We start from the raw sequence: 15,936 nt of genomic DNA on the forward strand, positions 1-15,936 counted from the left end.
AAAAGCGCACATCATAAACGTTGCTGTAGAAGCGCGAAGGGCGGCATCGTCGACGATGCCGCCCTTCCTTTCAGTCAGCGCGCATTACTTGATTGGCTTGCTGACGTCGATGCCGAACCACTTGTCCGAGATCTTCGCAAACGTGCCGTCAGCTTCGAGCTGGGTCATTGCGTCGTCGATCGCCTTGGCGAACTTCGGGTTGCCCTTTTTGAACGGAATGCCGGAAGGATTGCCCGCGCCGACATTCGCGCCCGTGCGCAGCGGCAGTTGCGAGTTCTTCATCAGGTAAGCGAGCATCAGGCGGTCGTTGAGCGCCGCGTCGAGGCGGCCGGCGGCCAGATCACGCAGGTACTCGGGCGCGCCCGGATACGTCTTCACGTCGATGCCCGGCACCGACTTCGCCATATCCATGTAGTTCGTGCCCAGACCGACGCCGAGCTTCTTGCCCTTCAGGTCGTCAAGCGACTTGAACTGGCGCGTGTCGTCCTTGCGCTGGATCAGTTGCGCGGCCGAATACGTGTAGGCCGGCGAGAAGTCGAGCGCCTGCTTGCGTGCGTCGGTGATGCCGACCTGGTTGACGATCACGTCGAACTTGTTCGCCTGCAGACCGGCGATGATGCCGCTCCACTCCGTGGTCACAAATTCCGGCTTCACGCCGAGCTTGGCGGCGACAGCCTTCGCGATGTCGACGTCGTAGCCGACCAGCTCGCCCGACGGCGCTTTCGAATTGAACGGCGGGAAGGTGCCTTCCAGACCGATGCGCAGTGTGCCGCGCTGCTTGACCTGATCGAGGAGGTCGTCGGCATGGGCGGCGACCGCGGTGAACGACGCGCCGATCACACCGGCGACGAGAATCTTTTTAAACAAGCCAAATTTCATCGAGTTCCTTTTTTGTTCGTCCGGCCTTTTAGCAGACGAAAGCATAGCAAAGCAGACTATCGAAATCTAAATATCGTTTGTTTATGTCTATATTCCGGGCGCGGGGCGCGGGGCGCGGGGTGCGGGGCGCGGGCGCGGCCCGCACGTTGCACGGAGCACGCCGAGGGCGCGGCACCGCGCGGCGCCGTACGGCGGGCACCGGCGCGGCGTTCAGCGCAACCGGGTTCAACGCAGCGCTTGCGCGCATTCCGCGACGAGCGCCGGTCCGCGGTAGATAAACCCGGTATAGAGCTGCACCAGCGACGCGCCGGCCGCGAGCTTTGCACGCGCGTCGTCACCGGAAAAAATCCCGCCGACGCCGATGATCGGCACCGCTTCGCCGACTTCCGCGCGCAGCTTGCGGATCACTTCATTCGACGCGTCGAACACCGGCTTGCCCGACAGGCCACCGGCTTCGTCGCCGTATTGCATGCCGGCGACGGCCGTGCGCGAGAGCGTGGTGTTGGTGGCGATCACGCCTTCGAACTGGTGGCGCAACAGCGTGTCGGCGATCGACTTGATCTGTTCGTCGTCGAGGTCCGGCGCGATTTTCAGCGCGAGCGGCACGAGCTTGCCGTGCATGTCGGCGAGACGCTGCTGCTTCTCCTTGAGCGCCGCGAGCAGCGCGTCGAGTTCGCCCGCGCCTTGCAGCTGGCGCAGATTCTTCGTGTTCGGCGATGAGATGTTCACCGTCACATAGCTGGCGAACGGATAGACGCGTTCAAGACAGTACAGGTAGTCTTCGGCGGCGCGTTCGATCGGCGTGTCGGCGTTCTTGCCGATGTTCAGGCCGAGAATGCCGCGATAGCGCGCCGCCTGCACGTTCTTCACGAACTGGTCGACGCCCGCGTTATTGAAGCCCATCCGGTTGATCACGGCATTCGCCTGCGGCAGACGGAACATGCGCGGGCGCGGATTGCCCGGTTGCGCGCGCGGCGTCACCGTACCCACTTCGATAAAGCCGAAGCCGAGCGCGGCGAGGCCGTCGATGCAGGCGCCGTCCTTGTCGAGGCCCGCGGCGAGTCCCACCGGGTTGCGGAACGTCAGGCCCATCACGGTGCGCGGCGCATCCGGCACGCGCGGCGCGAGGGCGCCGGCGAGACCGGTGCGGCCGGCCGCGCCGAGCATGCGCAAGGTGAGATGGTGAGCGTCTTCCGCGTCCATGCGAAAGAGTTGGGCGCGTACAAGCGGGTAGAGGGAACTGAACACGGGACGAAGCCGGGCGGCCGGAAAATGGGAACCCGCCATTTTACCGGCTTTGCGCTTTTGATGAGACCGACTGGCGGGATTGGGCGGCGGCCCGAGCGGATCGCCCGCTTGCCGTGCCCAGGCTACGGCTTGAGCGGCGGGCGCTTGCCGTGTATCGCGAGATCGACCGGCGGCAGATCCATGCCGGTGGGATCGAGCACGCGCCAGGCGCCGTCGATCAAACCTTCGAGCGGACGGAAATTCGCCTTGTACGCCATCTTCGGACTCTCGCGAATCCAGTAGCCGAGATACACGTAGGGCAGCTTGAGACTGCGCGCCTGCTCGATCTGCCAATAGATGTTGTAGGTGCCGAAACTCGTGTTTGGCAGCCCCGGTTCAAAAAACGTGTAGACCGAAGAGAGTCCGTCACCGAGGATATCGATCATGCTGATCATGCGCAGAATGCCCGGCGCATCCGGCCGGTCCGGCAGCGGCTCGCGGAATTCGACCAGCCGCGAGTTGATCCGGCTCTGCAACAGGAACTGTTCATATTGGTCGCGGCTGTCGCGATCCATGCCGCCGCCCGCATGCCGCGCCGACTGATAGCGCATGTAGAGCGCGTAGTGCTCTTCATCGTAATGGAGCGGCGCGACGGTGGCGACCAGTTCGCCGTGCTTCTTCCAGACGCGGCGCTGCGTGCGGTTCGGCTCGAACTGGTCGACCGGCACGCGCACCGGCACGCAGGCGCGGCAGCCGTCGCAATACGGCCGGTACGTGAACACGCCGGAGCGCCGGAAGCCCGCCTTGACGAGGTCGGTGTAGACGTCGGAGTTGATCAGGTGACTGGGAGTGGCGACTTGCGAGCGCGCGATGCGGCCGTCCAGGTAACTGCAGGGATAGGGCGCTGTTGCATAAAATTGCAGCGCCGAAAGCGGGGAAAGAGGCAGCTCGTTGGGATGAGTCACGTTGGCAGCTCTCGAAGCGTCTCTGGTAATGCAAACCCGGCGCCCTGCGGTCGACGACCCGCGGCTCACGACCCGCGGCTCGGTGGGCGAGGGATCCGGATTCGGCCTGATTCTTCCTACGACGCTGGCGCGACGACCTCGAGCAGCGCGGTCTTGTCGAAGCGCCAGGGAATCGGCGGCGCCGCGACCGACGCGCGAACATGCGCGATGAACGCCTTGCGCGCTATCTCGCGACCGCCTAGCGACGCCAGATGCGACGTGTTCTGCTGGCAGTCTATCATTTCTATTTCGTGACGGCGCAAGTGTCCGACAAGCGCGGCCAGCGCCATTTTCGACGCATCCGTGACCTCCGCGAACATGGATTCGCCGAAGAACATTTTGCCGAACGACACGCCGTACAAACCTCCCACGCGCTTGCCTTCGAACCAGGTCTCGATGCTGTGCGCATCGCCCACACGATGCAGCGACGAGTACGCTTCGACCACATCCGCGGTGATCCAGGTGCCGCGCTGTCCGCGTCGCGGCGCCTGCGCGCAGGCGCGCATCACGGCGGCGAAATCATGGTCGACGCGGATTTCCCACGCGTCTTCGAGCAGCACGCGCCGGAGCGTTTTGCGCAAGGACGGCGCGACCTTGAATTCGGCGGGGCGCAGGATCATGCGCGGGTCGGGACTCCACCACAACACCGGCTGGCCGTCCGAATACCAGGGAAAGATTCCGCGCCGATAGGCGTCGATCAGCCGTGACGGCAGCAGGTCGCCGCTGGCGGCGAGCAGGCCCGGCGCGCCGCTGGTCGCGCCGAGGGCGCGTTCGACGGGCGGAAACGGGTCGTCAGGGCCGAGCCAGGGAACCATGCGCGCCGCTCAACCTTCGCGCAGCGAGCGGAAGATGTCGCCCGTGTGCAGGCCGAAGCTGCCGGCGGCGCGGTCGGCGAAAAAGAAACGCAGGGTCTGGCCGACGGTGGGAAAGGCAATCTCGTCCCAAGGAATTTCCTGTTCTTCGAAGAGTTTCACTTCGAGGCTTTCTTCACCGGCGGCAATGTCGAGATCGAGCAGACGCGCCATGTAGAACAGATGAACCTGATGCACGTGGGGCACGTTCAGCAGCGAGAAGAGGTTTTGCACTTCGACGCGCGCGCCGGCTTCTTCCAGCGTTTCGCGCGATGCCGCTTCGGCGGTCGTTTCACCCATTTCCATGAAGCCCGCGGGCAGCGTCCAGTAGCCGTAGCGCGGCTCGATCGCGCGACGGCACAGCAGCACCTTGTCGTCCCACACCGGAACGGTGCCGACCACGTTGCGCGGATTCTGATAATGCACCGTGCCGCAACTGCCGCATACGAAGCGCTCGCGGTTGTCGCCCGGCGGAATGCTCAGGCTGACACCCTGGCCGCAGACAGAACAGAATTTCATAGGAAGGGGACGAGAAAGGGTGACAGGAGTTTATCACCGGGGCGAAGTTTTTCTCAGGTCGCAAAATCGCGGCGAGCGGGGTTAGGTGGGCGACGAGGCCGGTGCGGAGGAACGAGCGCGCAAATCGCGCACGACCCGACCGTTTGGTTCGGAATCCCGAGCATCTTGCGCGTGAGGGCCGATCCGTGGGCGCGCATGGTGTCGCGGACGAATGATCCGTGTTGCAAGCCGATGCTGGGATGGATGCTGAAAGAACAGCAATACAACGCGGGTGGTGCGCTACGCGGTGTAAAACTTGTCAAACCGTTTGGGGAAAACAAAAAAGGCCTGCCGGTTTGGCAAGCCTTGAATGTTGTTTTCGACGTCTCCAACCAACTTGATGAACTTGGTTGCGGGGGTAGGATTTGAACCTACGACCTTCGGGTTATGAGCCCGACGAGCTGCCAGACTGCTCCACCCCGCGTCCGTCGAAGAAAAGATTATAGAACAAAGCCAGTAGGGTTGCAATACCTATTTAAGAACCGGCTTCAATCCGCGAGACATGCGTCGGCGCGTGAGGGCCTAAGTCGCTGCGCGCATGGCTTGCGTCGCATGCCGGAAGGCGCCCGTAAGGCGCTGCGCTAGAATTCAGATTCCTCTCGCGACGCCGCCCTGCCCGCACGGCGGCGCGCTCCACCTCTTACCACGCTCTGAACTCCATGGATATCGCTCACGACCTGCAGGTGATTGCCGCTCAGGAACACACGCTGGTGTTCCCACAATTCGACGCCGACCGCGCGTGGCAAGTCGGTGCCTATCTGCACGAGGTCGCCAAGGCGCGCGGTATTCCCGTCGCGATCGACGTGCGCACCTTCGGTCAGCCGCTGTTCTTCAGCTTGCTCGACGGCGCGACGCCGGACAATATCGATTGGGTGCGCCGCAAGAGCAACACGGTCGCGCATTTTCGCCGCAGTTCGTACGCGATCGGCCTGAAGTTGCAGCAGGCCGGCGGCACGCTCGCGGACAAGCACGCTTTGGCTGCCGCGGAATATGCGTCGCATGGCGGCGCGTTTCCGTTGACGGTGGCGCACGCGGGCGTGATCGGTTCGATCACAGTGTCGGGTCTGCCGCAGCGCGCCGATCACGAGCTGGTGGTGGAAGCGCTGTGCGCGCATCTCGGCTACGACTACAGCAAGCTCGCGCTAGCAAAGGCCTGAGCCGATGCGGCTGCCTCCTTATGCTTTGCTCGGCATTGCCATCGTGGCCGAAGTGATCGCGACCTCCGCGATGCGGGCGTCGGAGGGCTTCTCGCGGTTCCTGCCTTCAGCAGTGGTCGTAGTCGGCTATGGCGTGGCGTTCTATTGTCTGTCGCTCACGCTGAAGAGCATTCCAGTCGGCATCGTCTACGCGGTGTGGTCCGGCGCCGGCATCGTGCTGATCACGCTGGTCGCGGTGCTGCTGTACCGGCAGGTGCCCGACGTGCCGGCCGTCATCGGACTCGGACTGATCATTGCCGGCGTTGCGGTGCTGAACATGTTTTCGAAGATGCAGGCGCACTGAGCCGCTGCATCGGCACCGGCGCCGCAGGCGCTTATTTGCAGCGCACGATCATCGAGCGGTTTTTCACGTTGGCCGAGACAACGTTCGTGACGCTGCCGCCCGCCGTGCCGCCTTCGTCATTGTCTTTGGAGACGATGTCGTAGCCCGTCGCGCCGCAGGCCTTGCCGGCCTGCACGTAGCACGAAGCCCAGCTGGAAGAGGCGTCGGCGCCGCTGCAATTCACAGCGAAGCCGGTCTGGCCGTTCGGCAGGTTGATCAGCGACGTGGTGTTCGACGATGCGCAGCCGGCAAGGCTCGCCGCGCCGAGCAGCACGGCGGCGGGAAGGGCGGCCGCGAGCGGGCTGCGGCGAACGAAAGCCGGCGCTGCGCCGGTTCGAAAGCGGCTGAAGCGGCCGGCGCGGCGCAGTTGCGTCATGAAATGCATCGTGATGTTTCCTTTCAGATTGATATTCGGGTCGCCACGTGGATCGGGAACGCCTGTCGACGCTCGAGATAAGCTCAGGGTGTTTCGATCGTAATGCCCGCCGCGCTGACCATCCGGCGGCTTTGCTCGCCTTCTTTGGTGGCCGCGTCTTCCCAGATGCTGATGGCTTTTGGAATGTCGATGCCGTGGCTTTCGGCGTACGCAAACCAAGTGTTCGCCGCATCCGTTTCGGGCAATTCGTGGCTTTGCAGAAAATATTTTCCCATATTGCGCTCACTGAACTCGAAAAGGCGTCGTCGTGGCAGCACGGACCGTGCCGATGATCCGGTTCGACCGGAGCGGACCGAACAAGTGCGATCGGCTGCATCGCCGGGTCGCGCCGCAGAACTAATCGGCTCGCGACGCGCCTTACATACTGGTTGGCCGCGCGCCGGCGCGCGTGCTGCTCTGGCACGCACGGACGCAGCCGGCGATATGCAGGTCGACGCACGGGCAGACGTATCGCACGCGGTTCGACGCGGCGCCCACCCATGAATTGCAACGAGGAGAACGAATATGGCTGAACGGGTCAGCGGCCCTTACCGCGGTTATTACATCAGCGCCACCGCGCGCCTCGTGCCGGCGGCCGACGCACCGGCCGCGACCGCGGGCAACGCGAGCGGGACCTACGTCGGCTCGGTGAGTCTGGCTGAACACGGTCCGGACGATCCTCACCGCATGGAAACCTTGCTCGAACTCGGCGACGGCCAGCGCTTCGCCAGCGAAGAGGAGGCGCTCGTCTTCGTCGAGCAGGCGGCGCGCGATTACATCGACCGCCTGCTGGGAAGCGCTTGATGGCGCTGCGCAAGGTGAAGAAAAGCGTCGCCGGGTCTGTCGGCAAAACCGCTGAGGAAAGCGCTGCGGCAGGCTGGACCTCGGTCCGGCCGCGCGAGTACCATAACGACGTTCTCCGGGGCCGGCCGGTTATCGCCTGCGCCGGTCTCCCGTCGGATCTTTCTCATGAGGCAGCCATGGAAATTCGGTTTCCCGCGGACGCGCCTGCCTACCGCGACTCGAACCTGACCGTTGTCTTTCCCGCGCTGGTGGACGGCGAACCGGTGCCGTGCGCGATCTCGGTCGAAGCGCTCGAAGATCACTTCGGCGCCTACTCCGAGGACCTGGAAGGCTGGATGCGCGCTTTCGACGCCGGACGTCCGCGCATCGAAGCGGTCGCGCGCGAGCACTTGCAAATCAGCAACGGCACGCCTGTGCTGCTGAAGAGTGGCCACTTTCCGCCAGGCAACGTAGCGGCGTAGTCGCGCTGCGCGAGTGAGCATGCGGCCATGCGGACTCCATCGCAACGGCAGCGGATTGGCGGGGCAGACGCTCTGTGGCGGTGAGCAATCCGCCACAGCGCGGGCCGTGCGAGCCATGGCGAGTTCGCATGCGCCGACCCGATGTACCGGAGGCTGCACAACATCGCGCAATTCGCCGCGCAACTCGCAAACGCCACGCGCGCAATCCCGACGACCTTCGCGCTCTCGTTCAAGCCGCGCTCGCGGCGCTTCCGTTTGCTCCCGCATTTGCCGATGCCGCCTCGCGCGCGGCATCGAATGCATGGCGAATGCCTTCTTCGTACGACGTTCTGGCGATCGGGCCGATCAGTTCGGTCAACGCCGAGTCGTCGAGCACGAGCGGTTCGGTCATCAGGTAATTCATTTCCACCAGCTCCCGCATTAACGGGTTGAACAGACCGAACACGCGCAGCAGGGTCTTGCCGGCGACCATCAGCTTTGGTTGGCGACCGGCTAGCGCATAGGCCTGCCGCGCCACTTCGCGCTGCGTGATCGTGCCCGCGCCGGCGAGGTGCCACCAGCGCCCATACGCCTCGGGCGTGCGCGTGAGCTTTTCGACCACCGGCCCGATATCCGGCAGATAGATGAATTCATGCGGCACATCCACCGGGCCGATCACCTGCGCGCGCTTGCCGGTCGCCGCGGCTTCGAACACGCCGTTCAGCAGACTGCGCTCGATCTTCGGGCCGTAGAAGTCGGGCAGGCGCAGCACGAGCGTCGAGAGACCATCGCGTCCATGTGCCGCCAGCACCAGATTTTCCTGCGCGAGCCGCATTTGGCCCTTGAACGTGTGCGGCTCGCGCGGATGATTTTCGCGGATCGGATTGCCGCGCGCGCGGCCGTACGGATACACCGTGCCGATCAGAATGAAGCGTTCGACGCCCGCCGCCGTCACGCCCCCCAGCGTTCTCTCCATGAGCGGCGGATGCGCGGCGAACTGATCGTAGGGCACGCCGACCAGATAGATCACCGTCTGCAGATCCTGCGACGCCGCGCGGATCGAAGCGGGGTCGTCCGGATTCCACGTGACGATCTCCGCGTGCGGATCGTGGCCGAACGCGGCCTCGAGAGGCTGACGCGAGCGGCCGACCACCCGGTAATCGCGGCCCGCCGCGCTAAGCGCCGCTGCGATGATCTGACCAGCCGCGCCCGCGGCGCCGAATAAACCCACCTTGCCCGTGACTTGCATGACGACTCCTTGAAGCGGCGCCGCATCGCGTCCGCATGGATTGTGACTGATGATATAAAATTTAATGAACACCGTTCAGTGAACAGTGTTCAGTTTAATTTGACTTTTCAGTTTGTCAACCCGAGAATGTTCGTCATGGGAATCGCTGAACGAAAGAACCGCCAGAAACAGGCACTGCGCGAACGCATCCTCGATGCCGCGCGGCGCATCGTGATGCGCGAAGGTTTTGCCGCGCTGTCCATGCGCAAAATCGCCGACGCCATCGAATATTCGCCGGCCACGCTGTACCTGCATTTCGCAAGCCGCGACGAGATCGCGCAAGCGTTGTGCGCGGAAGGCTACGCGCAACTGCTGCAGACATTCGTGCCGCTGGCGGGCATTGCCGATCCGGCCGAGCGGCTGAAGGCGCTCGGCCGGGCCTACGTGGCGTTCGGTGTCGCGCATCCGGAAACGTACCGGCTGATCTTCATGGAAGATCCGAGCTACACCGGCGCGGCGCTGCGCGGCGCGGCGAAGGGCAAGGCGGTGGCGGATCCGGCCAATGCCGGCGCGGCGTCGGGCGGTGCGGCGGCGAGCGCCGCGGTGCAGAGCGCGGATACCGAAGCCACGGCGGCTGACGAAGCGATCGGCGACACGCCCGCTACCGGAGACGATCCCGGCGAGGCCGCGTTGCACATCATGATTTCCGCGCTCGAGGAACTCAAAGCGGCGGGGCGTCTGTCGGCGTCGATGGACGTGGCGGTGTGGGCCGAGGCGTTCTGGGCGAATTTGCACGGCATCGTCGCACTGAACCTGACGTGTCCCGTGTTCCCGACCGCGCCGCTCGACACCGTGGTGGGCATCGCGCTCGACGCCTGGTTGGGGGCGTCGCACGCAATGCAGGCGCCGGGCGCCGCGGCCGACGCCGGTACGCGCAAGAAAAAATCCCCTGAAACGTGTAGCGGGTCGCCGGCGCAACCGGACAACGATCCCGCCGCGCAGCCTTTAGCTAAAAAACCGGCCAAAGCCACAGCGAGCGGTGTCGCCGCGTCGGCCGCGAGGCGCAAAAGCACAACTGCGTGATAACGTTCAATTCCACCCCAATTTGCGCGGTTGCGCTTAGCTCGCCATGTCCATTTCCGCCTCGCCCGCCGTCAGCGACGAAGTCGCGACTTTCGTAGTCAACCGTATCGGTTTCATCGAACTGGACAGGCCAAAGGCGCTCAATGCGCTGTCGACCGGCATGATTCGCGCGATGCACGCGGCGCTCGATCAGTGGCGCGAAGATCCGGACGTGCTCGCCGTCGTGGTGCGCAGCCGGCACCCGCGCGCGTTCTGCGCGGGCGGCGACATCCGCTTTCTCTATGAGTCGGCGCAGCGCGGCGAACAGGATGTGCGCGACACGTTTTTCATCGAGGAATACCGGCTCAATCACGCCATCTTCACCTTTCCGAAGCCGTATATCGCGTTGATGAACGGCGTTGTGATGGGCGGCGGCATGGGCATTTCGCAGGGCGCGCATCGCACCGGCGGTCTGCGAGTCGTCACGAATTCGACGAAGATGGCGATGCCGGAAACTCGCATCGGCCTGTTTCCGGACGTCGGCGCGGGTTGGTTTCTGGCCCGCACGCTTGGCGCGATCGGCCGCTATCTGGCAGTGACTGGCGAAACGATCGGCGCGGCCGACGCGCTTTACGCGGGTCTCGCCGACACCTACATCGACGACGCGGCCTTGCCCGGGCTGGTCGACACCTTGCGCAGCGAGCGCTTCGAGCGCGGCGCGGACGTGGCGGCGTGCATCGAACGCGCGGCGCTCGCGCATCAGGTCGTGCCGCGGCCGGAGGCGTCGTCGCTGGCGAATGGGCGGGCGTTGATCGATCGTCACTTCGCCTTGCCCGACGTCGCGCGGATTCTTGCTTCGCTCCAAAGCGAGCGCGAAGCCGCCGATTGGGCCGAACAGATGATCGCGGTCTTGCGCGAACGCTCGCCGCTGTCGATGGCGGTGTCGCTGGAAGTGGTGACACGCGCCGAGGGTTCGATGGCCGACGTGCTGCGTGGCGACCTCGATCTGACGCGCTCGAGCTTTCTGCACGGCGACACGATCGAAGGCATTCGCGCGCGGATCATCGACAAGGACAACGCGCCGCGCTGGCGCTTCGCGCGCATCGAGGACGTGATTGCCGCCGACGTCGAGAAGATGTTCGAGAGCCCGTGGCCGGCGAACGAACATCCGCTGCGGGATTTGCGCGGTTAAAGCCGAAGAATTGAAGCCGGGCGGGAAGCTATGACGCGCGTAACGCGCGGCATAGCGCCGTTTGCCAACGGCCAGCGGCCAAACCGCCCAAACCGTTTATTCCTCGTCTTCGCTCGCCATGAAGGCGCGCATGAACACGAGCGCGCCCCAGCCCCACATCGCATTCGCAGCGAACCCCACGGAGAGGCGCGGCAGCATGTTGCCGCTCGGCCAGATTCCGCGCAGCGGGTCGATCACGAACACGCTCGCCGCCGTCAACGCAATGCCGCCGAACACGAAAGCCGGCACCCACGGCGCACGCCGATGCGGCGCGACGCGCAACAGCCACGCCATCAGCACGGCCCAGAACGCGCTCCAGATCGCGTTGGCAATGAACTCAGGCAAACCGAGCGGTAAAAACGGCGCAGTCGAAAAACCGGTCGGCTCGATCATCCCGGCTGCGTGCAGCAGCGCCAGCGTCGATTCGTGGAAGAACAGGGAAGCCAGAAAACCGGCGACGAACGGCAGGATGAGTTTTTGCATGCATTGCACCGCCAGGATACAGGCGGCGTGGTTCGCATGGCCTGTACCGGATTATTCGGAAAACGTGCGCCATTATATCTAGACGTACCCCTTTTCCAGCGTACACGCCGCGCAACATCCGTATGCTTTAGCGTCGGGCTAATCACGAAAGTGGAAAACCTAAGCTAAAAAAAATCGTTCAAAAGCCGCAGCCCGATCCATAGACTGTTTCTCCATGCAGACGGCGTTTGCCGCTGTCGCCGTTTAATCGAGCGCATGACGCGCACGTTTGGTCGAGGGAAGCCGTCGCGATGTCCGGCCTGATGCCGATCTTCATCCGCCGCATGGCGCACGCGCGCCAGCCGGTCCGTTGTCGCCGCTAGCGCGCAACGACACCGCATTTTTCCGTCTCTTTGCGCTGCACCGTCTGGCTGTGTGCCGGAGGGATGCGCGCGGCCGGCGTGTGCGCGAACGCTCGACGCATCGTCTTCATTCAATCCAGTTTCGTCCATGCAGGAGCAGCAAATGAATGTGTTCTGGTTCATTCCGACTCACGGCGACAGCCGCTATCTCGGTACGTCCCAAGGCGCACGCGCAGCCGATTACGACTATTTCCAGCAGATCGCCGTCGCGGCCGATACGCTCGGCTACGAGGGCGTGCTGCTGCCGACGGGGCGCTCGTGCGAGGACGCGTGGGTCGTCGCGTCGAGCCTGATCGCCGCGACCAAACGCCTGAAGTTTCTGGTGGCGATCCGCCCGGGCATCTCGTCGCCGGGTCTGGCCGCGCGCATGGCGGCGACCTTCGACCGGCTGTCGAACGGGCGTCTGCTGATCAATGTCGTGACCGGCGGCGATGCGGCGGAACTGGAAGGCGACGGCGTGTTCGTCGACCACGACACGCGCTATGAAATCACCGACGAATTCCTGCACATCTGGCGCAAGCTGCTGAGCGCCGCGCATACCAACGACGCGATCGATTTCGAGGGCAAGCATCTGAGCTCGAAGGGCGGCAAGGCGTTGTATCCGCCCGTGCAGAACCCGCATCCGCCGCTGTGGTTCGGCGGTTCGTCGCCGGCCGCGCACGAGATGGCGGGCGAGCATATCGATACCTATCTGACGTGGGGTGAGCCGCCCGAAGCCGTGGCGAAGAAGGTCGCCGACATTCGCGCGCGCGCCGCGGCGCATGGCCGCCAGATCAAGTTCGGGATCCGTCTGCACGTGATCGTGCGCGAGACCGAAGAAGAAGCGTGGGCCGCCGCCGACAAGCTGATCAGCAAGCTCGACGACGAGACCATCTCGCGTGCCCAGGCCTCGTTCTCGAAGATGGACTCCGAAGGCCAGCGCCGCATGGCCGCGCTGCACGGCGGCAAGCGTGGCGGCCGCGCGGAACTCGAGGTCTATCCGAATCTGTGGGCGGGCGTGGGCCTCGTGCGCGGCGGCGCGGGCACGGCGCTGGTCGGCAATCCGGAGCGGGTGGCGGCGCGCATGAAGGAGTACGCCGAACTCGGCATCGACACCTTCATTCTGTCGGGCTATCCGCATCTGGAAGAGTCGTATCGCTTTGCCGAACTCGTGTTTCCGTTGCTGCCGAATCGTCGCAACAAGGTGTCGAATGGACCGCTGTCGGGTCCGTTTGGCGAGATTGTCGGCAACAACTATCTGCCGAAGGCGGCCAGTTCGAGCTGAATCTCGAACCTGGTGCACGTGCCGCGCCAGGCACGTTCGATCGTCGACAAGCAATGAGGAACGGGAAACATGGCTGAATCCACTGTGAGCGCCGCGCGGCACGAAGGCGCCGAGGCCGGCGCGGCTTTGCACACGTGGCGCCGGATCCGCGCGCATTTCGCGCCGTGGCTCGCGCCGCTCGCGATTCTGCTGGCGTGGGAATTCGCCGCGAGAAGCGGCGTGCTGTCGACGCGTGTGCTCCCTGAACCGCTCGCGGTCGTCAAGGCCGCGTGGTCGCTGATTCAGTCCGGCGAAATGTGGGCGGACGTGAAGGTCAGCACGTGGCGCGCGGTGTCGGGTTTTGCGATCGGCGGCGGCATCGGCCTCGTGCTCGGACTCGCGACCGGCTTGTTCAAGCCCGCCGAGATCGCGCTCGACTCGACCGTGCAGATGATCCGCAACATCCCGGCGCTGGCGATGATTCCGCTGGTGATTCTGTGGTTCGGCATCGAGGAGGAGGCGAAGGTGTTTCTCGTCGCGCTGGGCGTGTTTTTCCCGATCTACGTGAACACCTTTCACGGCATCCGCTCGGTGGACGCCAATCTGATCGAGATGGCGCGCAGTTATGGCGTGAAGGGTTTCGCGCTGTACCGGCACGTGGTGCTGCCGGGCGCGTTGCCGTCGATCCTGGTCGGCGTGCGTTTCGCGTTCGGGCTGATGTGGGTCACGCTGATCGTCGCCGAGACCATTTCCGCGCAATCGGGCATCGGCTACATGACCATGAATGCCCGCGAATTCCTGCAAACCGATGTGGTGGTGGTCGGCATTCTGCTCTACGCGGCGCTCGGCAAACTCGCCGATGTGCTGGCGAAAAGCCTCGAACGCGTCTCGCTGCGCTGGCATCCGGCTTATCAACGAGGAGCGAAATCATGAGCGCCACGATCTTGTCCGCGTCGTTCGGCGGGATTGCGGGCAGCGATCTCGAAGCCGAGTTGGCGCACGCTCGTAACGTCGATCACGACGCGTACGAAGCGGCTGCTTTCGAATATGCCGATGCGGTGCATCATCATCGACCGCGTGTCGATGCGGGACTATCGGCCGGCGCGCTGTCACGCAACGGCGCACGCCGTGCCGCGGATTATTCGGTGGAGTTGCGCGGCGTGGGCAAAAGCTACGGCGAACGCCAGGTGCTGTCGGACTTCAATCTGTCGATCGAGCGCGGCAGTTTCGTGGCGATCGTCGGCCGCAGCGGCTGCGGGAAATCGACCTTGCTGCGCCTCGTCGCCGGACTGGAAAAGACTAGCTCGGGTGTGCTCGAAAAGCGCACCGAAGACGGCGGCCCGGTCGACACGCGCATCATGTTCCAGGACGCGCGCCTGCTGCCCTGGAAGAGCGTGCTGCAAAACGTGATGCTCGGCCTCGGCCGCGGCGCGCGTGAGGACGCGCGTGCCGTGCTCGCCGAAGTCGGCTTGCTGGAGCGCGCCAACGATTGGCCCGCGCAGCTTTCCGGCGGTCAGCGTCAGCGGGTGGCGCTGGCGCGGGCGCTCGTGCATCGGCCGCAATTGTTGTTGCTCGACGAACCGCTCGGCGCGCTCGATGCGTTGACGCGCATCGAAATGCACGCGCTGATCGAGCGCCTTTGGCGCGAGCATCGATTCACCGCGCTGCTGGTCACGCACGACGTGCATGAAGCCGTGGCGCTCGGCGACCGGATTCTGCTGATCGAAGAAGGGCGCATTGCGCTCGATCAGCCGGTGCCGCTCACGCGTCCGCGGGCGCGCGCGTCGGCCGGTTTCGCCGCGCTCGAAGAACATGTGTTGCAACGCGTGCTGAAGACAGCGCCGAATGACGACGCGCTGTCCCATCACGCGTACGACGCACGTGACGAAGGCCGTCTCAGGCGGCCAACAGAGGTCCGTTGGGCCGTCTGACATTGCTTGACTGACTGTTTCTAAATCGCTTTTCTGGAGTCACTCGATATGGGCATTTCCGCAATCAACGTACGCAATCAGTTCAAAGGCAAGGTCAAGGAAATCATCCGCGGACCGGTCGTGTCCGAAGTCGATGTGGATACGCCGTTCGGTATCGTCACCTCGGTGATCACCACGCGCTCCATCGACGAACTCGAGCTTGCGGTCGGCTCGGAGGTAATCGCGCTGGTCAAGTCGACGGAGGTGTCGATCGCGCGCCTCTGAGGTTCGCGCAATTCAGCCTCGCGTTATTTCGCGTTCGCGCCGCTGGCCGGCGGCTCGTGCGTCATTTTGTCGTTGGTCGGCTTGCTCGGGCGCTTGATCGGCATGTTGTCGGGATTGCTCGAGCCGCCTGAGCCGGAAGCGGCCTCGGGCGGCCTGGCCATCGACGAGTTGTCGTTTTGCGGCGCTGTCTGCGGCGGTTTTTGCTGCGTTTGTGCCGGTTTCGCCGTCTGTGCGAATGGCGTCATGGTGCCGTTTATGCCGAGGCCTGTCGCCAGCGCGACACCCGTTACCCATACCGCCCATCTGCTTCTCTTCATATCCGTCCTCCCGTGCGATATCGCCTTACGGTTTCGGCGCCGCCGCGCGCCGGTGGAAT

Annotated in this window: 21 protein-coding genes and 1 tRNA gene; 11 read left to right on the forward strand and 11 right to left on the reverse strand. The window is 64.4% G+C overall.

Going from position 1 to position 15,936, the window contains the following annotated elements:
* Positions 1 to 84: 84 nt before the first annotated feature.
* The 5 genes from B0G80_RS01670 to B0G80_RS01690 form a co-directional block, all read right to left on the reverse strand.
* Positions 85 to 879 (reverse strand): cystine ABC transporter substrate-binding protein, encoded by a 795-nt coding sequence (locus tag B0G80_RS01670; protein WP_116116748.1) that lies wholly within the window; start codon positions 877 to 879, stop codon positions 85 to 87.
* A 225-nt stretch (positions 880 to 1,104) separates the two neighbouring features.
* Positions 1,105 to 2,166 (reverse strand): quinone-dependent dihydroorotate dehydrogenase, encoded by a 1,062-nt coding sequence (locus B0G80_RS01675; protein WP_181196626.1) that lies wholly within the window; start codon positions 2,164 to 2,166, stop codon positions 1,105 to 1,107.
* Positions 2,167 to 2,249: 83 nt separating this feature from the next.
* Positions 2,250 to 3,071, reverse strand: a complete 822-nt coding sequence (locus B0G80_RS01680) for an arginyltransferase (RefSeq protein ID WP_116116749.1) — start codon at positions 3,069 to 3,071, stop codon at positions 2,250 to 2,252.
* 116 nt (positions 3,072 to 3,187) lie between these two features.
* A complete protein-coding gene (aat, locus tag B0G80_RS01685; RefSeq protein ID WP_116116750.1) occupies positions 3,188 to 3,925 on the reverse strand; it encodes a leucyl/phenylalanyl-tRNA--protein transferase in 738 nt (245 codons plus the stop codon).
* A gap of 9 nt (positions 3,926 to 3,934) precedes the next feature.
* A complete protein-coding gene (locus B0G80_RS01690; protein WP_116116751.1) occupies positions 3,935 to 4,480 on the reverse strand; it encodes an NUDIX hydrolase in 546 nt (181 codons plus the stop codon).
* Between the two features lie 243 nt (positions 4,481 to 4,723).
* On the opposite strand from B0G80_RS01690, the gene B0G80_RS45630 reads away from it, so the two are divergent.
* Positions 4,724 to 4,888 (forward strand): hypothetical protein, encoded by a 165-nt coding sequence (locus tag B0G80_RS45630; RefSeq protein ID WP_181919890.1) that lies wholly within the window; start codon positions 4,724 to 4,726, stop codon positions 4,886 to 4,888.
* On the opposite strand, the gene B0G80_RS01695 is transcribed toward B0G80_RS45630, so the two are convergent.
* Positions 4,867 to 4,943 (reverse strand) — tRNA-Met (locus B0G80_RS01695). The genes B0G80_RS45630 and B0G80_RS01695 overlap by 22 nt on opposite strands.
* Positions 4,944 to 5,178: 235 nt before the next feature.
* Between B0G80_RS01695 and B0G80_RS01700 the strand changes: the two genes are divergently transcribed.
* A complete protein-coding gene (locus tag B0G80_RS01700; protein WP_116116752.1) occupies positions 5,179 to 5,676 on the forward strand; it encodes a heme-degrading domain-containing protein in 498 nt (165 codons plus the stop codon).
* A 10-nt stretch (positions 5,677 to 5,686) separates the two neighbouring features.
* Positions 5,687 to 6,019: an SMR family transporter gene (locus B0G80_RS01705; protein ID WP_408967952.1), complete on the forward strand. Its 333-nt coding sequence runs from the start codon at positions 5,687 to 5,689 to the stop codon at positions 6,017 to 6,019.
* A 31-nt stretch (positions 6,020 to 6,050) separates the two neighbouring features.
* Here B0G80_RS01705 and B0G80_RS01710 read toward each other — a convergent pair whose 3' ends face one another.
* Together B0G80_RS01710 and B0G80_RS01715 are read right to left on the reverse strand one after the other, a co-directional pair.
* Positions 6,051 to 6,443, reverse strand: a complete 393-nt coding sequence (locus tag B0G80_RS01710) for a hypothetical protein (RefSeq protein ID WP_116116754.1) — start codon at positions 6,441 to 6,443, stop codon at positions 6,051 to 6,053.
* Positions 6,444 to 6,517: 74 nt separating this feature from the next.
* Positions 6,518 to 6,709: a hypothetical protein gene (locus B0G80_RS01715; protein WP_116116755.1), complete on the reverse strand. Its 192-nt coding sequence runs from the start codon at positions 6,707 to 6,709 to the stop codon at positions 6,518 to 6,520.
* Between the two features lie 289 nt (positions 6,710 to 6,998).
* Here B0G80_RS01715 and B0G80_RS01720 point away from each other — a divergent pair, with 289 nt between their 5' ends.
* Both B0G80_RS01720 and B0G80_RS46600 read left to right on the forward strand, forming a co-directional pair.
* Positions 6,999 to 7,277: a hypothetical protein gene (locus B0G80_RS01720; protein ID WP_116116756.1), complete on the forward strand. Its 279-nt coding sequence runs from the start codon at positions 6,999 to 7,001 to the stop codon at positions 7,275 to 7,277.
* Entirely contained in the window at positions 7,277 to 7,738 is a 462-nt protein-coding gene (locus B0G80_RS46600) for a DUF1488 domain-containing protein (RefSeq protein WP_258878792.1), read from the forward strand. Before B0G80_RS01720 ends, B0G80_RS46600 begins: the two co-directional genes overlap by 1 nt.
* Positions 7,739 to 7,967: 229 nt before the next feature.
* Here the strand turns inward: B0G80_RS46600 and B0G80_RS01730 are convergent, their stop codons facing one another.
* The gene (locus tag B0G80_RS01730; RefSeq protein ID WP_116116757.1) at positions 7,968 to 8,966 is read right to left on the reverse strand and encodes an NAD-dependent epimerase/dehydratase family protein; all 999 of its coding nucleotides are present in this window, start codon (positions 8,964 to 8,966) and stop codon (positions 7,968 to 7,970) included.
* Positions 8,967 to 9,101: 135 nt separating this feature from the next.
* Between B0G80_RS01730 and B0G80_RS01735 the strand changes: the two genes are divergently transcribed.
* Together B0G80_RS01735 and B0G80_RS01740 are read left to right on the forward strand one after the other, a co-directional pair.
* Positions 9,102 to 10,028, forward strand: coding sequence for a TetR/AcrR family transcriptional regulator (locus B0G80_RS01735; RefSeq protein ID WP_116119472.1), 927 nt, complete (start codon positions 9,102 to 9,104; stop codon positions 10,026 to 10,028).
* Positions 10,029 to 10,074: 46 nt separating this feature from the next.
* Positions 10,075 to 11,199: an enoyl-CoA hydratase/isomerase family protein gene (locus B0G80_RS01740; protein ID WP_116116758.1), complete on the forward strand. Its 1,125-nt coding sequence runs from the start codon at positions 10,075 to 10,077 to the stop codon at positions 11,197 to 11,199.
* Between the two features lie 96 nt (positions 11,200 to 11,295).
* Here the strand turns inward: B0G80_RS01740 and B0G80_RS01745 are convergent, their stop codons facing one another.
* Positions 11,296 to 11,721 carry a hypothetical protein gene (locus tag B0G80_RS01745; protein WP_106307847.1) on the reverse strand — a complete coding sequence of 142 codons (426 nt, stop codon included), beginning with the start codon at positions 11,719 to 11,721 and terminating at the stop codon, positions 11,296 to 11,298.
* Between the two features lie 504 nt (positions 11,722 to 12,225).
* Here B0G80_RS01745 and ssuD point away from each other — a divergent pair.
* The 4 genes from ssuD (at position 12,226) to B0G80_RS01765 (ending at position 15,560) form a co-directional block, all read left to right on the forward strand.
* Positions 12,226 to 13,386 carry an FMNH2-dependent alkanesulfonate monooxygenase gene (gene ssuD, locus B0G80_RS01750; RefSeq protein ID WP_116116759.1) on the forward strand — a complete coding sequence of 387 codons (1,161 nt, stop codon included), beginning with the start codon at positions 12,226 to 12,228 and terminating at the stop codon, positions 13,384 to 13,386.
* Between the two features lie 69 nt (positions 13,387 to 13,455).
* Positions 13,456 to 14,298, forward strand: a complete 843-nt coding sequence (gene ssuC, locus B0G80_RS01755; protein WP_116116760.1) for an aliphatic sulfonate ABC transporter permease SsuC — start codon at positions 13,456 to 13,458, stop codon at positions 14,296 to 14,298.
* Positions 14,295 to 15,296, forward strand: coding sequence for an ATP-binding cassette domain-containing protein (locus B0G80_RS01760; protein ID WP_116116761.1), 1,002 nt, complete (start codon positions 14,295 to 14,297; stop codon positions 15,294 to 15,296). Before ssuC ends, B0G80_RS01760 begins: the two co-directional genes overlap by 4 nt.
* Before the next feature lie 48 nt (positions 15,297 to 15,344).
* Positions 15,345 to 15,560: a molybdopterin-binding protein gene (locus B0G80_RS01765; protein WP_116116762.1), complete on the forward strand. Its 216-nt coding sequence runs from the start codon at positions 15,345 to 15,347 to the stop codon at positions 15,558 to 15,560.
* Between the two features lie 23 nt (positions 15,561 to 15,583).
* Here the strand turns inward: B0G80_RS01765 and B0G80_RS01770 are convergent, their stop codons facing one another.
* On the reverse strand, positions 15,584 to 15,877 hold the full coding sequence (locus B0G80_RS01770) for a hypothetical protein (RefSeq protein WP_116116763.1): 294 nt from the start codon (positions 15,875 to 15,877) through the stop codon (positions 15,584 to 15,586).
* Positions 15,878 to 15,936: the final 59 nt, after the last annotated feature.

The sequence above is a fragment of the Paraburkholderia sp. BL6669N2 genome (assembly GCF_003387275.1).
Lineage (GTDB): Bacteria > Pseudomonadota > Gammaproteobacteria > Burkholderiales > Burkholderiaceae > Paraburkholderia.

Excerpts from the sequence above, each read along its gene's own strand:
- B0G80_RS01670 (WP_116116748.1), bottom strand. The coding sequence starts at position 879 with ATGAAATTTGGCTTGTTTAAAAAGATTCTCGTCGCCGGTGTGATCGGC.
- B0G80_RS01675 (WP_181196626.1), bottom strand. The coding sequence starts at position 2,166 with ATGGCGGGTTCCCATTTTCCGGCCGCCCGGCTTCGTCCCGTGTTCAGT.
- aat (WP_116116750.1), bottom strand. The coding sequence starts at position 3,925 with ATGGTTCCCTGGCTCGGCCCTGACGACCCGTTTCCGCCCGTCGAACGC.
- B0G80_RS01690 (WP_116116751.1), bottom strand. The coding sequence starts at position 4,480 with ATGAAATTCTGTTCTGTCTGCGGCCAGGGTGTCAGCCTGAGCATTCCG.
- B0G80_RS45630 (WP_181919890.1), top strand. The coding sequence starts at position 4,724 with ATGCTGAAAGAACAGCAATACAACGCGGGTGGTGCGCTACGCGGTGTA.
- B0G80_RS01700 (WP_116116752.1), top strand. The coding sequence starts at position 5,179 with ATGGATATCGCTCACGACCTGCAGGTGATTGCCGCTCAGGAACACACG.
- B0G80_RS01710 (WP_116116754.1), bottom strand. The coding sequence starts at position 6,443 with ATGCATTTCATGACGCAACTGCGCCGCGCCGGCCGCTTCAGCCGCTTT.
- B0G80_RS01715 (WP_116116755.1), bottom strand. The coding sequence starts at position 6,709 with ATGGGAAAATATTTTCTGCAAAGCCACGAATTGCCCGAAACGGATGCG.
- B0G80_RS01720 (WP_116116756.1), top strand. The coding sequence starts at position 6,999 with ATGGCTGAACGGGTCAGCGGCCCTTACCGCGGTTATTACATCAGCGCC.
- B0G80_RS46600 (WP_258878792.1), top strand. The coding sequence starts at position 7,277 with ATGGCGCTGCGCAAGGTGAAGAAAAGCGTCGCCGGGTCTGTCGGCAAA.
- B0G80_RS01730 (WP_116116757.1), bottom strand. The coding sequence starts at position 8,966 with ATGCAAGTCACGGGCAAGGTGGGTTTATTCGGCGCCGCGGGCGCGGCT.
- B0G80_RS01735 (WP_116119472.1), top strand. The coding sequence starts at position 9,102 with ATGGGAATCGCTGAACGAAAGAACCGCCAGAAACAGGCACTGCGCGAA.
- B0G80_RS01740 (WP_116116758.1), top strand. The coding sequence starts at position 10,075 with ATGTCCATTTCCGCCTCGCCCGCCGTCAGCGACGAAGTCGCGACTTTC.
- B0G80_RS01745 (WP_106307847.1), bottom strand. The coding sequence starts at position 11,721 with ATGCAAAAACTCATCCTGCCGTTCGTCGCCGGTTTTCTGGCTTCCCTG.
- ssuD (WP_116116759.1), top strand. The coding sequence starts at position 12,226 with ATGAATGTGTTCTGGTTCATTCCGACTCACGGCGACAGCCGCTATCTC.
- ssuC (WP_116116760.1), top strand. The coding sequence starts at position 13,456 with ATGGCTGAATCCACTGTGAGCGCCGCGCGGCACGAAGGCGCCGAGGCC.
- B0G80_RS01760 (WP_116116761.1), top strand. The coding sequence starts at position 14,295 with ATGAGCGCCACGATCTTGTCCGCGTCGTTCGGCGGGATTGCGGGCAGC.
- B0G80_RS01765 (WP_116116762.1), top strand. The coding sequence starts at position 15,345 with ATGGGCATTTCCGCAATCAACGTACGCAATCAGTTCAAAGGCAAGGTC.
- B0G80_RS01770 (WP_116116763.1), bottom strand. The coding sequence starts at position 15,877 with ATGAAGAGAAGCAGATGGGCGGTATGGGTAACGGGTGTCGCGCTGGCG.